The organism is Streptomyces sp. GL_140 (assembly GCF_057834465.1).
In genome coordinates, this window is sequence record NZ_CM174404.1 from 5,667,970 (window position 1) to 5,682,634 (window position 14,665).

Genomic DNA, 14,665 nt, shown 5'->3' on the forward strand with positions numbered 1-14,665 from the left:
CTGCCACGCCCGGTATGACAATTCGGCCACCCGGGTCGGCCGTGCCGCGCCGCTCACCCGAGTGGCGTACGGCCGCCCCCCGTGGCGGCGCCGGACCGGTCCGCCCCGCCCGCCGTCCGCTCAGCCGCCCGGACCCAGCAGCCGGCCCTTGGCCGTCGAGAACTCCTCCGGGGTCAGCAGGCCTTCGCGGGCCAGGGCCGCCAGCCGGGTCAGCTGGTCGGTGAGTTCGGCTCCGGCAGGGCCCGGTCCGGAGCCGCGCGGACCGGAGGCCGAAGCGGAGGCGGAGGCGGAGGGGACGGGCGAGGTGGGGGACGAGGCGGCGGACGGGGCGGCGGGGGAGGGCGAGGGAGGGGTGGCCGGAGCGGCGGCCGAGGCCGCGGGCTGCGGCCGGGCCGTGTCCCACACGTAGGCTCCGCGCTTCAGGATCCCGCGCAGCAGCGGGTTGCCCGACGGGCGCTGGGCGGGGTTGACGACCGAGCCGATGGGGCGGATGAACATCAGGCCACCCCCACCCGGTCGGCCGGGAGCCGGACCGCGCCCGCGATCCGGCCGCCCGCCGCGCGCACCGCGACGGCCGCGTCCTCGGCCCAGACGTGTTCGATCACCAGGAGCAGCGCGCAGCTGCCGCGTTCCAGCAGGTCCGCCGCTTCCCGGACGTCCTCCGGGCCGATCAGCGGGGCCGCCTCGCGATGCGCGAGCAGGCCCCTGAGTTCGACGAACTCGTCGAACTCCGCGGCCAGCACCTCGCCGGCCGCCGTCTTGGTGGCCACGAGACCGTCGATCAGCCGTACGACCCCGGCCTTGCGCAGTCCCATCACCGCCTCGACCGCCGAGACCCGCAACTGTTCTTCCGGGAAGGCCAGGACGATGAACTCCACAGGTCCCATGGGGAGAGGCTCCTGATCCGCTGATTCACTTCCGACCGGTTCTGACGATTCTTCGGCACACTATGACATAAGCGGACATACGTGCCGCCTGCTTGCTACGTTTCCCCGTATGACCGCTCTGACGGCAAAGGTGGCGGAGCCCTCCCCGCCCCCGCCTCCCGATGCCCGCGCCGCCAAGCGTCGCGGTGTCGAGCTGTCGCTGCTCTTCGGCGCCGTGTCGATCGCGGTCCTCGGACACCTCTACGTCGGCCTCGCCACCACCGGCCACATCCCGCGCCCCGCCGCCCACTACGCCGCCGGCCTCGCCGTCGCCGCACTCGCCGCCCACCTGGCCGTCCGGCTGTTCGCCCCGTACGCCGATCCGCTGCTGCTCCCGATCGCCGTCCTGCTCAACGGGCTCGGCCTCGTGCTCATCCAGCGGCTCGACGTCACCACCCCCGGCCACGTCACCGCCGGGGAGCAGCTGCGCTGGTCGGCCCTCGGGGTGGCGCTCTTCGTGCTCGCCGTGGCGGCGCTCCGGGACCACCGGGTGCTCCAGAGGTACGCGTACCTAGCCGCGGCCGTCGCGCTCGCACTGATGCTCGTGCCCGTCTTCTTCCCGGCCGTCAACGGCGCGCACATCTGGATCAGGTTCGGCGGACTCTCCTTCCAGCCCGGGGAGTTCGCCAAGATCCTGCTCGCCGTGTTCTTCGCCGCCTACCTCGCCGCGAACCGCACCGCCCTGGCCCTCACCGGACGCACCCTCGTCTGGAGGCTGAAGCTGCTCCCCGGCCGGGTCCTCGGCCCGATCCTCGCCGTCTGGCTGCTCTCGGTCGGCGTGCTCGTCCTGGAGCGCGACCTGGGGACCTCGCTGCTCTTCTTCGGCCTCTTCGTCATCATGCTGTTCACCGCCACCGGCCGGATCGGCTGGATCGCCATCGGGCTGCTGCTCGCCGCCGTGGGCGCGTACGCCGTCGGGAAGTTCGAGCCGCACGTGAACAGCCGCGTGGACGACTGGCTGAATCCTTTCGCCTCCATCGCGCGCGGCGACGGCCCCGGCCAGCTCGCCCAGTCCCTCTTCGCCTTCGGGGCCGGCGGACTGCTCGGCGCCGGCCTCGGCCACGGCCAGTCCTTCCTCATCGGCTTCGCCGCCAAATCGGACTTCATCCTCGCCACCGCCGGCGAGGAGCTCGGCCTCGTCGGCCTCATCGCGATCCTGCTCCTCTACGGGCTCCTCGTCTCCCGAGGTTTCCGCGCCGGACTCGCCCTGCGCGACCCCTTCGGCCGCCTCCTCGCCACCGGACTCGCCTCGATCCTCGCGCTCCAGGTGTTCGTCATCGCCGGCGGAGTCACCGGCCTGATCCCGCTCACCGGCATGGCCATGCCCTTCCTCGCCCAGGGCGGCTCCTCCGTGGTCACCAACTGGATCATCGTCGCCCTGCTGATCAGGCTCAGCGACAGTGCCCGCAGACCCCGGCCCGACCGGGAGGCCGAGGAGGCCGACGCATGATTCGCTACATCCGCTGGTGCGCGTACTTCTGCGTCCTGCTGCTCGTCGCCCTGCTGGTCAACGTGGCCCGCGTGCAGGTCTGGGAATCCGCCTCCTACGGCGCGAACCCGGCCAACAAGCGCCCCGCCATCGAGCGCTACGCCGAACCGCGCGGCGACATCACGGTCGACGGCCGGCCCGTCACCGGCTCCCGGGACAGCCACCAACTCCTGCGCTACGAGCGGACGTACAAGAACGGCCCGCTCTACGCACCCGTCACCGGCTTCTCCTCCCAGACCTACGGCACCAGCTTCCTGGAGCGCGCCGAGGACCCGGTCCTCTCAGGTACGGACCCCGGGCTCTCGGCCTTCCCGCTCTGGTACGACCTCTCGCGCGGCCGACCGGGCGGCGGCAACGCCGCCACCACCATCCGGGCGAGCATGCAGCTGGCCGCGTACGCCGGGCTGGCCGGCAAGCGGGGAGCCGTCGCGGCCGTCGAGCCCGCCACGGGCAGGATCCTCGCGCTGGTCAGCAGCCCCTCCTACGATCCGGCGCTGCTCTCCGGCACCGGGGCGAAGGTCAAGGAGGCGTGGAAGAAGCTCAACGCGGACCCCGCCAGGCCCATGCTCAACCGCGCGCTGCGCGAGACCTACCCGCCCGGCTCCACCTTCAAGATCGTGACGGCGGCGGCCGCCCTGGACGCGGGCGTGGTCACCGATGTGGACGCGCCGACCGAGACCCCCGACCCGTACCCGCTGCCCGGCACGGACACCGTGCTCCCGAACGCGGGCACCGGCTGCGCCGACGCCTCGATGGCGGATGCCGTGAAGTGGTCGTGCAACACGGTGATGGCGAAGATCGGCGTACAGGTCGGGCTGCGCGGGATGACGGAGGCCGCCCGCCGGTTCGGGTTCAACGACGACGGGCTGCGGGTGCCGGCCTGGGTCTCGCGCTCGAACTTCGACACCGACATGAGCCCGGACCAGCTGGCCCTGTCCTCCATCGGCCAGTTCAACACCACGGCCACACCGCTGCAGATGGCGATGGTGGCGGCCGCCGTGGCCAACGGAGGCGTGCTCAAGACCCCCTACCTGGTGGACCGCACGACGCAGGACGACGGAGACCCGGTCCGCCGCACCGACCAGCACACCCTCGCCCGTGCCATGAGCCCGCAGACCGCGATGCGGATGCAGGAGCTGATGGTCAAGGTGGTGGAGAGCGGCACGGGCAGGAACGCGGCGATCCCCGGCGCGGTGGTCGGCGGCAAGACCGGCACCGCCCAGCACGGGGTCGGCAACGCGGGCACCCCCTACGCCTGGTTCATCTCCTGGGCGGCCAAGGAGGGCGGGCCGCTGCCCGCGGTCGCGGTGGCCGTGGTCGTCGAGGACGCCTCGGCGGTGCGCGGGGACATCAGCGGCAACGGCGCGGCCGCGCCGATCGCCCGGGCGGTCATGGAGGCGGCCCTGGCCGCCCCCGCACCGTCCACCCCCTAGGCTTCCGCGCCTTCGGCCCCCTCCGCGATGGCCTCGGCGACCTCCGCCACCCGCTGCTCCTCCTCGGCCGCGAACCGCTCGCGGTCCAGGGCCTCGGCGATCTCCTCGTCCTGGCTCATCAGCAGGTCCAGGTTGGAGTTGCCCATCTCGAAGACGCCCATGTCCAGGTACGCCTTCTGCAGCCGCTCGCCCCACAGCCCGATGTCCTTCACGCACGGCACGATCCGGCTGAACAGCAGCTTGCGGAAGAGCGCCAGGAACTCCGACTGCTCGCTGAACTCCTCGGCCTCCTTGCGGGAGATGCCGAAACTCTCCAGCACCTCCACCCCGCGCAGCCGGTCGCGCATCAGGTAGCAGCCCTCGATCACGAACTCCTCGCGCTCGCGCAGCTCGGCGTCGGACAGCTGCCCGTAGTAGTCGCGCAGCGCCATCCGCCCGAACGCCACGTGCCGTGCCTCGTCCTGCATCACGTAGGCCAGGATCTGCTTGGGCAGCGGCTTGTCGGTGGTGTCGCGGATCATGCCGAAGGCGGCCAGCGCGAGGCCCTCGATGAGCACCTGCATGCCCAGGTACGGCATGTCCCAGCGGGAGTCGCGCAGGGTGTCGCCGAGCAGCCCCTGGAGGCTGTCGTTGATCGGGTAGAGCATCCCGACCTTCTCGTGCAGGAACCGGCCGAAGATCTCCGCGTGCCGGGCCTCGTCCATGGTCTGGGTGGCGGAGTAGAACTTCGCGTCCAGGTCCGGCACCGACTCGACGATCCGCGCCGCGCACACCATCGCGCCCTGCTCGCCGTGCAGGAACTGGCTGAAGTTCCAGGCGCTGTAGTGCCGGCGCAGCTCGCCCTTGTCCCGCTCCGAGAGCTTGGCCCAGTGCCGGGTGCCGTAGAGCGTCAGCGCCTCGTCGGGGGTGCCGAGCGGATCGTACGGATCCACCTCGATGTCCCAGGCGATGCGCTTGGCGCCGTCCCACTGCTTGTCCTTGCCCTTCTGGTACAGGGCCAGCAGCCGTTCGCGGCCGCCGTCGTACTCCCAGCTGAAGCGGGCGTGGCCGGTCGCGGGGACCGGCCAGACGGTTCCGCCCGGGTCACTGGTGTAGAGCTCGTGCGTCGACACTGACGCCCCCTCGTCTCACGTACTTCCGTACAGGACAGGCCAGTTGACAGCCGGTCGGTGGTCACGGGCTGCCGTTGGCAGCGTCACACGTTGGTAGACGCGCGGTCAACAAGTCGTGCGCAGGGGATTGACGGTCTTGCTGACAAGCAGTCTCATAAGCGGTGACCGCTGGTAACTCCCGCCGGCAACCACTCGTGAGGTGTCCGAAGCCATGACGACCGTGACCGACAGGGCCCAGTCGCGCAGGGAGCTGCGCGACGCGCTCGGCCTGCTCAAGGACCGCGAACAGATAGCCGAGCGACTCCTCGAATCCTCGGTCAAGCACTCCTTCGACCCGGACAAGGAACTCGACTGGGACGCCCCGCCCATCGAGGGCAAGTACTACTGGCCGCCCGAGCTGCTCTCCCTCTTCGACACCCCGCTCTGGAAGAAGATGGGCGAGGAGCAGCGCATCGAACTCTCCCGCCACGAGGCGGCGGCGCTCGGCTCGCTCGGCATCTGGTTCGAGATCATCCTCATGCAGCTGCTGGTCCGCCACATCTACGACAAGTCCCTGACCAGCAACCACGTCCGCTACGCGCTCACCGAGATCGCCGACGAGTGCCGCCACTCGATGATGTTCGCCCGCATGATCAAGACGGGCGGGGCCCCCGAGTACCCGGTCTCGCGCACCAACCACAACCTCGCCCGCGTCCTCAAGACCGTCTCCACCACCCCTGGTTCCTTCGCCTGCACCCTCCTGGGCGAGGAGGTCCTCGACTGGATGCAGCGGCTGACCTTCCCCGACGAGCGGATCCAGCCCCTCGTGCGCGGAGTCACCCGCATCCACGTCATCGAGGAGGCGCGCCACGTCCGCTACGCCCGCGAGGAACTGCGCCGCCAGATGCTCACCGCCCCGCGCTGGGAACAGGAACTCACCCGAGTCAGCTGCGGCCAGGCCGCCCGCGTCTTCTCTCAGGCCTTCGTGAACCCCCAGGTCTACGACAACATCGGCATCGACCGGCGCGAGGCGCTGGCCCAGGTCAAGGCCAGCGGTCACCGCCGGGAGGTCATGCAGACCGGAGCGAAGCGGCTCACCGACTTCCTGGACGACATCGGCGTGATGCGCGGCGTCGGCCGCAAGCTCTGGAAGAGCTCGGGACTGCTCGCCTGAACCCCGGCCGGGGGTGCGCGTCCGAAGTCCGGCCCGGGACTGTCTGCCGAAGTCCGGCCGGGACCGCCCGCCTGAACTCCGGCCGGTACTCCCCGCCTGAAGGCCGCCGGGTGGGGCTACCCTGCGGACATGACCACCGCGCGTGCGTACCGCAGGCTGAGCGTCGAGGAGCGGCGGGCCCAGCTCCTCGACGCGGCCCTGTCGCTGTTCGCGCACCGGGCGCCGGAGGAGGTCTCGCTGGACGACGTCGCCGAGGCCGCCGGAGTCTCGCGCCCCCTCGTCTATCGGTACTTCCCCGGCGGAAAGCAGCAGCTCTACGAGGCCGCCCTGCGCTCGGCTGCCGACGTCCTGCGGCTCTGCTTCGCCGAACCCCAGGCCGGCCCGCTGACCCAGCGGCTCTCCCGGGCCCTGGACCGCTACCTGGCCTTCGTCGACGAACACGACGCCGGGTTCTCCGCTCTCCTCCAGGGCGGCAGCGTGGTGGAGACCTCCCGCACCACCGCCACCGTCGACGGCATCCGCCGCGCGGCCGCCGAGGCGATCCTCTTCCACCTCGGGGTCCCGGCGCCCGGCGCGCGGCTGCGGATGATGGTGCGCACGTGGATCACGGCGGTCGAAGCCGCCTCGCTGATCTGGATCGACGAGGGCAAGCAGCCGGAGGTCTCCTCGCTCCGGGACTGGCTGGTGGACCAGTTCATCGCCCTGCTGACGGCGACCGCCGCCACCGACGCGGAGACGGCGGAGGCGGCCCGCGCGGCCCTCGCCCTCGAATCGGCACAGGGCCCCGTCGGGGTACTGGCGCGGCGGGTGATTCCGGTGGTCTCCGAGGCGGCCCACCTGCTGTGATTTTCCGGACTGCTGTGAGACTGGAGGGGTGAGAAGCCAACCCACCTCCTTCGAGGGCGGCCCGATGGACGGCCGGACCCTCCCGATCCTCCTCGGACCGACCGGCCATCCGCCGAAGTGGTACGAGATCCCGGTCCCGGACCCGGACGGCGGCGCCCCGACGGTGCTGCTCTACGAGCGGGTCCCGTCCGGCTACTCGAAGCGCCTGGGGCTCCAGAAGGGCTGGAAGTACGCCTACTCGCCCTCGGGCGAGAAGCCCCGCCCGCGCTGGCCCTGGACCAAGCCGAAGCCGGCCGCGGAGCCGAGGCCGGACGCGGGGCCGGAGCAGCCCGCGGAATGACGGGGGAGGGGCTCCGGGGCGGACGGCGCTTCGACGACAGCCCTACGGCACCGGGGCTTCGACCAGGGTGAGCACGGCCTCCGCCCCGCCCGCGCCGTCCCGGGCCTGGCGGAACACCAGCCGCGCCCCGATGACCTCCGCCTGCCCCACCGCGATCGTCAGCCCCAGCCCGTGCCCCTTGCCCGCGCCCTCGGTCCGGAACCGCTGGGGCCCGTGGGTCACCAGGTACTCGGGATATCCGTCCCCGTGGTCGCGTACCGTCACCACCGGCCCGTCCACCGTCACCACCACCGGCGACCGCCCGTGCTTGTGGGCATTGGCGACCAGGTTCCCGAGCACCCGCTCCAGGCGCCTGCGGTCCGTCTCCACGTGCGCGTCCCGCACCACGGCCACCTCCGTGGCCGTCCCCGAAGCCCGTACCACCCGCTGCGCGAGGCGTCCCAGCTGGTGCAGGTCCGTCTCCACGACCTCCCTGCCCGAGTCGAGCCGGGAGATCTCCAGCAGGTCCTCCGTCAGCTGGCGCATCGTACGGACCCGCTCCTGCACCAGTTCCGTGGCCCGGCTCTCCGGCAGCAGCTCCGAGGCCGCCTGCAGTCCCGTGAGCGGAGTGCGCAGCTCGTGCGCGACGTCCGCGGTGAACCGCTGCTCGCTCTGCAGCTTCGCCTGCAGACTCCCCGCCATGGTGTCCAGGGCCCCGGCCACGATCGCCACCTCGTCCTGGTGGCGCGCGGGATCCTTCGTGCGCGGGTCGCGGACCCGCGCGTCCAGGTCGCCCTGGGTGATCCGCCGGGCCACCGTCGCCGTCTGGTGCAGCCGTCGCGTCACCCGGGTCACCGCGAAGGCGCCCACCAGCAGGGTGCCGCCGATCGCCAGCACCGAGGAGCCGATGATCGCGTTGTCCAGTCCGGTGATGGCCCGGGTGCTCTGCCCGTAGTCGACGGCGGTGGCCAGCGCCTGCCCGTCGGCGGGGGCCGCCGCCCACATCGTCGGCCGGCCGTCGTGATCGGCCACTATGGTCCCGCGCTGCCCGGACAGGGCCAGCGCCCGCAGCTCCGCCGGCAGCCCGGCCGGATCCAGGCCGGACTCGGCGGGCAGGGGTTCGCCGGCCTCGTAGGCCTGTACGGCGTCGGTCAGCTTGCCGAGCGCCTTGTCCCGGGAGGCCGCCACGGTCTGCCGGGTCACTTCCACGTGCACCAGCGCGCCCAGCACCGCCGCGAGCGAGCAGCACATCACCGCGATGAAGCACGCCGACTTCCAGGTCAGCGTGGCCGTCCAGGCGGGCAGCCGGAGCCTCACGGCGAGGTTCCTGCCGGGGTTTCCGCCGTGGGGTTCATGGGGTTCAGCGGGTTCGCGGGGTTCGGCGGGTTCACTCGTACGATCTGCTCGTGCGTCGGCAGCATCGAGCGCTGCTTCGAGTCCCAGGACCAGGTGGTGTTCACCTCGTAGCCCGCGTTGGCGCTCGGGACGTGCAGGATCACGTCCTCGTTGGCGAGTTCGACGCTGATGACGGTGTCCGTGGTCGCCATGATCCGGTTGAGGCGGCCCGCTTCGTCCGCCGTGTAGACCCGTACGGACATCATCTGATCGGGCAGCTGGATGCCGACGATCAGGTCGTCCTTCCCGTTGCCGGTGAGGTCCTGGTAGTACGGCGTCAGCACCGGGCACTTCGCGGGATCCGAGCCGGGCTTCCCGCACGCCCCGATCGCGTCGGCGGTCTCCTTGGGCATCCCGTCGGGGCCGGACACGGTGTCCGGGTGGGCCCGCACCTCGGCCTGGACGAGGGTCACCGGGTCGATGGTGTGCACGTTCTGGTCCTGAAGGGGCGCGATGCCGGGTACGTACTCGGGCGGTGCGCCCCCCGGATCGGCGGGCGGCACGACGGCACCCTTGCGCCCCGGCCACAGGTGTACGGGCCCGCTCGCGGTCGGCGTCGCCCCGGCCCCGGCCAGCCCGCCGGGGTCCCCGCAGCCGGTGGCCAGCGGCAGCAGGAGCGGAGCCAGCAGGCAGAGGGCGATACGGCCGCGGCCGCGGCTGCCGCGGGGGGTGGTGATGGGGACGGCGCTCACGACGGCTGTGCGCTCCTCTCCCGTGATTCCCGTGACCATGTGGGTGTCCACAGTAAGCAGAGGAGCATCGATTCTGCCCGTGCGGGGGCCCGGCGGGGGCCCGCAGCGACCGTGCGGTGGGGAACGTCGGGGGACAGGGGCTACGCCTCTTCGGTGCGCCCCCGGCGCAGCATCGCGAAGCCCAGACCCGCGGCGCCGATCGCCGCGATGCCGCCGCCCACGGCGAGCAGCATCGCGCCGTCACCGGGGCCGTCGGCCAGGGTGTGCAGGCGCAGCGCCTCGGCGGAACGGGAGCCACCCGCGCGGTCGGTCACGTCGGAGGCGGGCACGACCGCCCCGTCCCGGTTCCCGGTCTTGTGTCCGGCGCTCGCACCGGTGCCGGTGACGGCGTGCTCGGTGGTGGGCACGTCCTCCCCGACCCAGGAGCTGAGCTTGCCGTCGGCCTGGAGCGCGAGGTGCAGCGCTCCGGCGTCGCCGAAGTCCGCCATGCCGTCGCTGCTGGTCAGGGTGGCGGTCCTGGTCCCGTCGGCGGTGAGCACGTCGGCCTGGAAGGCGCCCTTGGCGACGCGGTAGACCTTCGCCCTGGAGACGCCGTCCGCGAGGGAGATGGTCTGGACCAGGGTCCGCGGGGAAGCCCCGGCGTGCGCGGAGGCGGCGGAGGGGACCCCGTCGGCGAGCGCGGCGGCCGCCGGGAACGCCGGCAGTGGGCCGGCGCACGCGGCCACGGCGGCGACGCGAACGAGAGTGCGGCGGCTGCGGCTCACGGTGTTCACGGGGCGTCCTTCGGTACGGGTCCTGCCCTGGTGCGTCCAGGTGGGATAAACGTAAGCACCGGCCGTTGCGGTTCTGCCGCGCATTTGTAACAGCCGTACGGCAGCGAGCCGACGGAGTCGTTACACGGCGCGAAGCCGGGACGGGTCCCGGCCGGGACCGGACCTTCGGCCCTGGCCCTTGCGGGGGCGGGGGGGACCTGTACTCGTACCTGTACTTGCACCCGCACTCGTACCCGTACGGGTGTCCGTATTCGTATCCGTCTCCCTATCCGTGACTGGGGGATTGCCGCCGGGCGCCGGGGCTGCTCCCATGGACTGCGGGGGTGAGGACGATGGCTACGCGGGGACTCGCAGTGGCGCCGAGCGGCCGGCCCGGCCGGGGGCGGTTGTACGTCAATCTGCCCGACGGCCGGGCGGTGGCCTGGTACGACCGGAAGGCCAACCGGATCAGCGTGCTGGCGGACGAGCGCAGGGAGGAGATCCTGAAGGCTTTGCGCCCGTACCTGACGGGAACGGTCGCGATCGGTCCGCCCCCGGTTCCCACGGCCGCGGACCTGCGCCGCCTGGCCCTGCGGCCCGACGACGACCTGGCCCCGAACCGTCCGGGGGAGGACCTGCTGGGCGAGCTCACCCACGGCTCCGCCGGGACCCGCGCCCGGCACCGGCTGCGCCAGGAACTCGCCGCGCGGCAGCGGATCGGCGAGGTGCTGGAAGGGCTGTCGGAGTCCGACGAGTGGCGGGTCCTGCACTCCCTCGGCGGGATCACGGACCACCTGGTGATCGGCCCGCCGGGCGTCTTCTGCGTCCGTGCGGTGCCGGGGCGTCGGCAGCGGACGGTGGTCGGGGAACTCCTCCTCACGGTGGGCCGCGCCGAACCCCGCCCGGACCCGCGCGCATGCCGCCGGGCGGCGGCCCGCGCGACCCGGGCCCTGTCGGCCACGGTGACCCCGATCCTGGCGGTGGCCGACGCGTCCCGGGTGGACGTGGCTCCCACCCTCCGCGACGTCCGCGTCCTGACTCCGCCGACGCTGGCGCCCTTCCTTACGGGTGCCCCCGTGATGCTCAAACCGCCGGACGTGGAGGCGCTGTTCGCGGCTGCGCGCGACTGGACCACGTGGGGGTAGGGGGTCGTGCCGCTGCCGGGCTGTTTTCGGCTGTCCCGCCGTTGCCGGGGGCGCTGCCCCCGGACCCCCGCGCCTCACAACGCCGGCGGGGCTGACCCGGCTTCGTTGGTGGGCCGGTGCCGCCGCGGAAGTTCGTCTCGGCTCGCGGAGCCTTTCGGAGTCGGACAGTACGAGCCGCGGTGCCCGCTCGGCCTCGACTCACAACCGCGGCGTCCCCGACCCACCAGGCACTTCTTCGAAACCGGTCAGCCCTGCTCCCACCGGCCAAGTCCAGGCCCGCCGGCCTGATCCAGCCTCGCCGGCGTTTGAGGCGCGGGGTCTGGGGCGGAGCCCCAGGGGTCCGGGCGTAGCCCGGGGCCCCGCCCCAGCCCGTCCGGCGCTTGAGGACCGGGTCCGGGCAGCGCCCGGGGAACGGTGGAAGGGTGGGTCGGGGAATGACCCCGCAGGGAACCGGCTCAGGCGGAGGTCCGCTTGCGCGGGGGAGTCGCCTTCTTCGCGGCAGCGGAAGCCGCACCCGCCGTCGCCGCCGACTTCGTCGAAGTGGTCTTCTTCGCGGCGGCCGCCGCCGACTTCTTCTTCGCAGCAGCAGCGGCAGTCGACGCCGTCGACTTCTTCCCGCCGGCACCCTTCGGCGCAGCCGCAGCCGCAGCCGCAGCCGCAGCCGCAGCCGCAGCCGCCCCCGTCCCCCCGGCCGCAGGCCCCCGCTTGCGCCGGATCGGAGTCACCTCCGCGACCTCCTCCGCTCCGCCCGCCGCCCGGGACGCCTTCGCCGCCCGTACGCTGTTCTCCAACGCCGCCATCAGGTCGATGACTTGGCCCCCCGACGGCTCGGCCGCCACCGCGGCCACCGCGCCACCGCCACCACCCGCCTTCGCCGCGATCATCTCCTCCACCGCCTCGCGGTAGTCGTCGCGCAGCGAGGCCATGTCGACCTCTCCCAACGTCGCCATCAGCGCGTCCGCCAGGTCCAGTTCGGCCTCCCGTACCGACACCGTCCCCTCCGGCGCGATACCTTCCGGTACCCGGATCTCGTCCGGCCACAGCAGCCCGTGCATCGCGATCACGTCGCCGACGACCCGCAGCATGCCCAGCCGTTCCCGTCCCCGCAGCGCGTACTTCGCGATGGCGACCTTCCGGCTCCGCTTCAGCGCCTCCCGGAGCAGGGTGTACGGCTTCGACGCCGTCGCCCCGTTCGCCGCGAGGTAGTACGCCGCGTCCATCTGCAACGGATCGATCTCATCGGCCGGTACGAACGAGACGATCTCGATCGTCCTCGCCGTCGCGATCGGCAGCTGTGCCAGGTCCTCGTCCGTGATCGGGATGAGGGACCCGTCGGCATCCTCGTACCCCTTGCCGATCTCGGCGGTCGACACTTCCTCCCCGTCCAACTCGCACACCTTGCGGTAGCGGACGCGTCCGCCGTCGCTGACGTGGATCTGGCGGAAGGAGATCGAGTGGCTCTCGGTGGCGTTCACGAGCTTGATCGGAATGCTGACCAAGCCGAAAGAGATCGCCCCGTTCCATATGGATCGCACGGTTCCTCCTGATTCATGGCAATCTCATCGTATGACGCCGATCACGATGGTGGAGGGGCGTCGCATCGCGCTCAGCAATCTCGACAAGGTCCTGTACCCCGGGACCGGCTTCACCAAGGGCGAGGTGCTGCACTACTACGCCACCGTCGCGCCCTCGCTGCTGGCCCACGTCCACGACCGGCCGGTGTCGTTCCTGCGCTATCCCGACGGCCCGGACGGCCAGCTCTTCTTCACGAAGAACCCGCCGCCCGGTACCCCCGAATGGGTGAAAACCACCCCGGTTCCCCGCTCCGAGGACCTGCGGGCCGAACAGGTGGTCGTCGCCGACATGGCCACCCTGATGTGGGCCGCCAACCTCGTCGTCGAGTTCCACACCCCCCAGTGGCCGGCCGGCGCCCCCGCCCTCGCCGACCGCCTGATCCTCGACCTCGACCCCGGCCCGCCCGCGACCGCCGTCGAATGCTGCGCGGCCGCCCTATGGCTGCGCGAGCGCCTCGCGGCCGACGGCCTGCACGCCTGCGCCAAGACCTCCGGGTCCAAGGGCCTGCACCTGGCGGTCCCGCTGGAGCCGACCCCCTCCGAGCAGGTGTCGGCGTACGCGAAGACCCTCGCCCAGGAGGCCGAGCGCGCGCTCCCCGACCTCGTGGTGCACCGGATGACCAAGGCGCTGCGCGCCGGGAAGGTCTTCGTCGACCACAGCCAGAACGCCGCCGCCAAGACGACCGCGGCCCCGTACACCCTGCGCGCCCGCGCCCTGCCCACCGTCTCCACCCCGCTCGCATGGGCCGAGGTGGAGGCCTGCCGGACCCCATCCGACCTGCAGTTCCTCGCCGACGACATCCCGCCCCGGCTGGCCCGCGACGGTGATCTCTTCGGTCCCCTGCTCCTCCCCGACCTGGCCGGGCGACTCCCGTGATCACCGTCGCGCTCGCCGCCGCCGTACGGAGCCTGCCGCGCGGGCCGGGGCTGGCCTACGAGCCGAAGTTCGACGGCCACCGCCTGGTCGTCCTGCGCACTCTGGAGGGGGTGACCCTCCAGGCCCGCTCCGGCCGCATCGTCACCGAAGCCTTCCCCGACCTCGCCGCCGCGGCCCGGCAGCTGCCCGCCGGGACCGTGCTCGACGGGGAGGTGGTGGTCTGGCACGCCGGGCGCACCGACTTCGCGCTCGTGCAGCGCCGCGCGGCGGCCGCCTCGGCCGCGCGTGCCGCCGTACTGGCGCACACCCTGCCGGCCTCGTACGCGGCCTTCGACGTCCTGGAGCTCGCCGGGCTGGACCTGCGCGCCCGGCCGTACGAACGCAGGCGCGCGCTCCTCGTCGACCTGCTGCTGCCGCTGGGGCCGCCGCTCCAGCCGGTGCCGATGACCACCGACCCGGAACTGGCGGCCACCTGGTACGAGACCCTGCCCGCCAGCGGCGTCGAGGGCCTGGTCGTCAAGCGGATGGACCAGGCCTACCCGGCGGGCCGGCGCGACTGGCTCAAGCTCCGCCACACCAACGTGCGCGACGCGGCGGTCGTCGGATACACGGGCACAGCGCGCCGCCCCCTGGCGCTCGTCCTGGTCCTGCCGGTCGGGGACGAGACCCCGCTGGTGTCGAGCCCGCTGACGGCGGCGCTACGGGTCGAGGTGGCGGCGGCGGTGGCCACCCGGGCTCCGGGCGCCGCGGCCCAGGGCGCCACGGCCACGGCCATCGGGGTCGGCGAGGTCCCCTTCCGCCCGCTGGACCCACCCCTCACGGCCGAGGTCCGCCACACCTCGGCCCGCCACCCGCCGCCGGAGGTGCTGCGGCTGCGGACGGACCTGTGACCCTGACGGACCTGTGACCTGACCGACCTGTGACCCGCGGCGGGTGGCCGCGGGTCACGAGA

At 72.6% G+C, this 14,665-nt stretch carries 15 protein-coding genes; 8 read left to right on the forward strand and 7 right to left on the reverse strand.

All coding sequences use genetic code 11. The features are described 5' to 3' along the window. Window positions 1–120 precede the first annotated feature (120 nt). The gene (locus tag AC3IYJ_RS26420) at window positions 121–498 is read right to left on the reverse strand and encodes an SHOCT domain-containing protein (protein ID WP_489397220.1); all 378 of its coding nucleotides are present in this window, start codon (window positions 496–498) and stop codon (window positions 121–123) included. Further along, a complete protein-coding gene (locus tag AC3IYJ_RS26425) occupies window positions 498–887 on the reverse strand; it encodes a DUF6325 family protein (protein WP_489397221.1) in 390 nt (129 codons plus the stop codon). Before AC3IYJ_RS26425 ends, AC3IYJ_RS26420 begins: the two co-directional genes overlap by 1 nt. A 109-nt stretch (window positions 888–996) precedes the next feature. Between AC3IYJ_RS26425 and AC3IYJ_RS26430 the strand changes: the two genes are divergently transcribed. Both AC3IYJ_RS26430 and AC3IYJ_RS26435 read left to right on the forward strand, forming a co-directional pair. Continuing rightward, window positions 997–2,376 (forward strand): FtsW/RodA/SpoVE family cell cycle protein, encoded by a 1,380-nt coding sequence (locus tag AC3IYJ_RS26430; protein WP_489397222.1) that lies wholly within the window; start codon window positions 997–999, stop codon window positions 2,374–2,376. After that, entirely contained in the window at window positions 2,373–3,848 is a 1,476-nt protein-coding gene (locus tag AC3IYJ_RS26435; protein ID WP_489397223.1) for a penicillin-binding transpeptidase domain-containing protein, read from the forward strand. Before AC3IYJ_RS26430 ends, AC3IYJ_RS26435 begins: the two co-directional genes overlap by 4 nt. On the opposite strand, the gene AC3IYJ_RS26440 is transcribed toward AC3IYJ_RS26435, so the two are convergent. Then, entirely contained in the window at window positions 3,845–4,960 is a 1,116-nt protein-coding gene (locus AC3IYJ_RS26440; protein ID WP_489397224.1) for a ferritin-like domain-containing protein, read from the reverse strand. The two genes, AC3IYJ_RS26435 and AC3IYJ_RS26440, sit on opposite strands and share 4 nt — an antisense overlap. A gap of 211 nt (window positions 4,961–5,171) precedes the next feature. Here AC3IYJ_RS26440 and AC3IYJ_RS26445 point away from each other — a divergent pair, with 211 nt between their 5' ends. The 3 genes from AC3IYJ_RS26445 (at window position 5,172) to AC3IYJ_RS26455 (ending at window position 7,299) form a co-directional block, all read left to right on the forward strand. Beyond that, the gene (locus tag AC3IYJ_RS26445) at window positions 5,172–6,113 is read left to right on the forward strand and encodes an AurF N-oxygenase family protein (protein ID WP_489397225.1); all 942 of its coding nucleotides are present in this window, start codon (window positions 5,172–5,174) and stop codon (window positions 6,111–6,113) included. Between the two features lie 129 nt (window positions 6,114–6,242). Further along, window positions 6,243–6,959, forward strand: coding sequence for a TetR/AcrR family transcriptional regulator (locus AC3IYJ_RS26450; RefSeq protein WP_489397226.1), 717 nt, complete (start codon window positions 6,243–6,245; stop codon window positions 6,957–6,959). 28 nt (window positions 6,960–6,987) lie between these two features. Beyond that, window positions 6,988–7,299 (forward strand): hypothetical protein, encoded by a 312-nt coding sequence (locus AC3IYJ_RS26455; protein ID WP_489397227.1) that lies wholly within the window; start codon window positions 6,988–6,990, stop codon window positions 7,297–7,299. Between the two features lie 42 nt (window positions 7,300–7,341). Here the strand turns inward: AC3IYJ_RS26455 and AC3IYJ_RS26460 are convergent, their stop codons facing one another. The 3 genes from AC3IYJ_RS26460 to AC3IYJ_RS26470 all read right to left on the reverse strand — a co-directional run bounded on the left by AC3IYJ_RS26460 (window position 7,342) and on the right by AC3IYJ_RS26470 (window position 10,138). Beyond that, window positions 7,342–8,595 (reverse strand): histidine kinase dimerization/phospho-acceptor domain-containing protein, encoded by a 1,254-nt coding sequence (locus AC3IYJ_RS26460; RefSeq protein ID WP_489397228.1) that lies wholly within the window; start codon window positions 8,593–8,595, stop codon window positions 7,342–7,344. Further along, window positions 8,592–9,365, reverse strand: coding sequence for a hypothetical protein (locus tag AC3IYJ_RS26465; RefSeq protein WP_489397229.1), 774 nt, complete (start codon window positions 9,363–9,365; stop codon window positions 8,592–8,594). The genes AC3IYJ_RS26460 and AC3IYJ_RS26465 overlap by 4 nt, the downstream gene beginning before the upstream one ends. Before the next feature lie 140 nt (window positions 9,366–9,505). Then, window positions 9,506–10,138, reverse strand: coding sequence for a hypothetical protein (locus AC3IYJ_RS26470; RefSeq protein ID WP_489397230.1), 633 nt, complete (start codon window positions 10,136–10,138; stop codon window positions 9,506–9,508). Window positions 10,139–10,470: 332 nt separating this feature from the next. On the opposite strand from AC3IYJ_RS26470, the gene AC3IYJ_RS26475 reads away from it, so the two are divergent. Beyond that, the gene (locus AC3IYJ_RS26475) at window positions 10,471–11,262 is read left to right on the forward strand and encodes a nuclease-related domain-containing protein (RefSeq protein WP_489397231.1); all 792 of its coding nucleotides are present in this window, start codon (window positions 10,471–10,473) and stop codon (window positions 11,260–11,262) included. A 455-nt stretch (window positions 11,263–11,717) separates the two neighbouring features. Here AC3IYJ_RS26475 and ku read toward each other — a convergent pair whose 3' ends face one another. Next, window positions 11,718–12,797 carry a non-homologous end joining protein Ku gene (ku, locus tag AC3IYJ_RS26480; RefSeq protein WP_489397232.1) on the reverse strand — a complete coding sequence of 360 codons (1,080 nt, stop codon included), beginning with the start codon at window positions 12,795–12,797 and terminating at the stop codon, window positions 11,718–11,720. A gap of 31 nt (window positions 12,798–12,828) precedes the next feature. Here ku and ligD point away from each other — a divergent pair, with 31 nt between their 5' ends. Both ligD and AC3IYJ_RS26490 read left to right on the forward strand, forming a co-directional pair. Further along, window positions 12,829–13,713, forward strand: coding sequence for a non-homologous end-joining DNA ligase (gene ligD / locus AC3IYJ_RS26485; protein WP_489397233.1), 885 nt, complete (start codon window positions 12,829–12,831; stop codon window positions 13,711–13,713). Then, window positions 13,713–14,603, forward strand: coding sequence for an ATP-dependent DNA ligase (locus tag AC3IYJ_RS26490; RefSeq protein WP_489402937.1), 891 nt, complete (start codon window positions 13,713–13,715; stop codon window positions 14,601–14,603). Before ligD ends, AC3IYJ_RS26490 begins: the two co-directional genes overlap by 1 nt. Window positions 14,604–14,665 lie beyond the last annotated feature (62 nt).

Coding starts and splice junctions, on each gene's coding strand:
- AC3IYJ_RS26445 (WP_489397225.1), top strand. CDS start 5,172: ATGACGACCGTGACCGACAGGGCCCAGTCGCGCAGGGAGCTGCGCGAC.
- ligD (WP_489397233.1), top strand. CDS start 12,829: ATGACGCCGATCACGATGGTGGAGGGGCGTCGCATCGCGCTCAGCAAT.
- AC3IYJ_RS26475 (WP_489397231.1), top strand. CDS start 10,471: ATGGCTACGCGGGGACTCGCAGTGGCGCCGAGCGGCCGGCCCGGCCGG.
- AC3IYJ_RS26430 (WP_489397222.1), top strand. CDS start 997: ATGACCGCTCTGACGGCAAAGGTGGCGGAGCCCTCCCCGCCCCCGCCT.
- AC3IYJ_RS26420 (WP_489397220.1), bottom strand. CDS start 498: ATGTTCATCCGCCCCATCGGCTCGGTCGTCAACCCCGCCCAGCGCCCG.
- AC3IYJ_RS26450 (WP_489397226.1), top strand. CDS start 6,243: ATGACCACCGCGCGTGCGTACCGCAGGCTGAGCGTCGAGGAGCGGCGG.
- AC3IYJ_RS26425 (WP_489397221.1), bottom strand. CDS start 887: ATGGGACCTGTGGAGTTCATCGTCCTGGCCTTCCCGGAAGAACAGTTG.
- AC3IYJ_RS26435 (WP_489397223.1), top strand. CDS start 2,373: ATGATTCGCTACATCCGCTGGTGCGCGTACTTCTGCGTCCTGCTGCTC.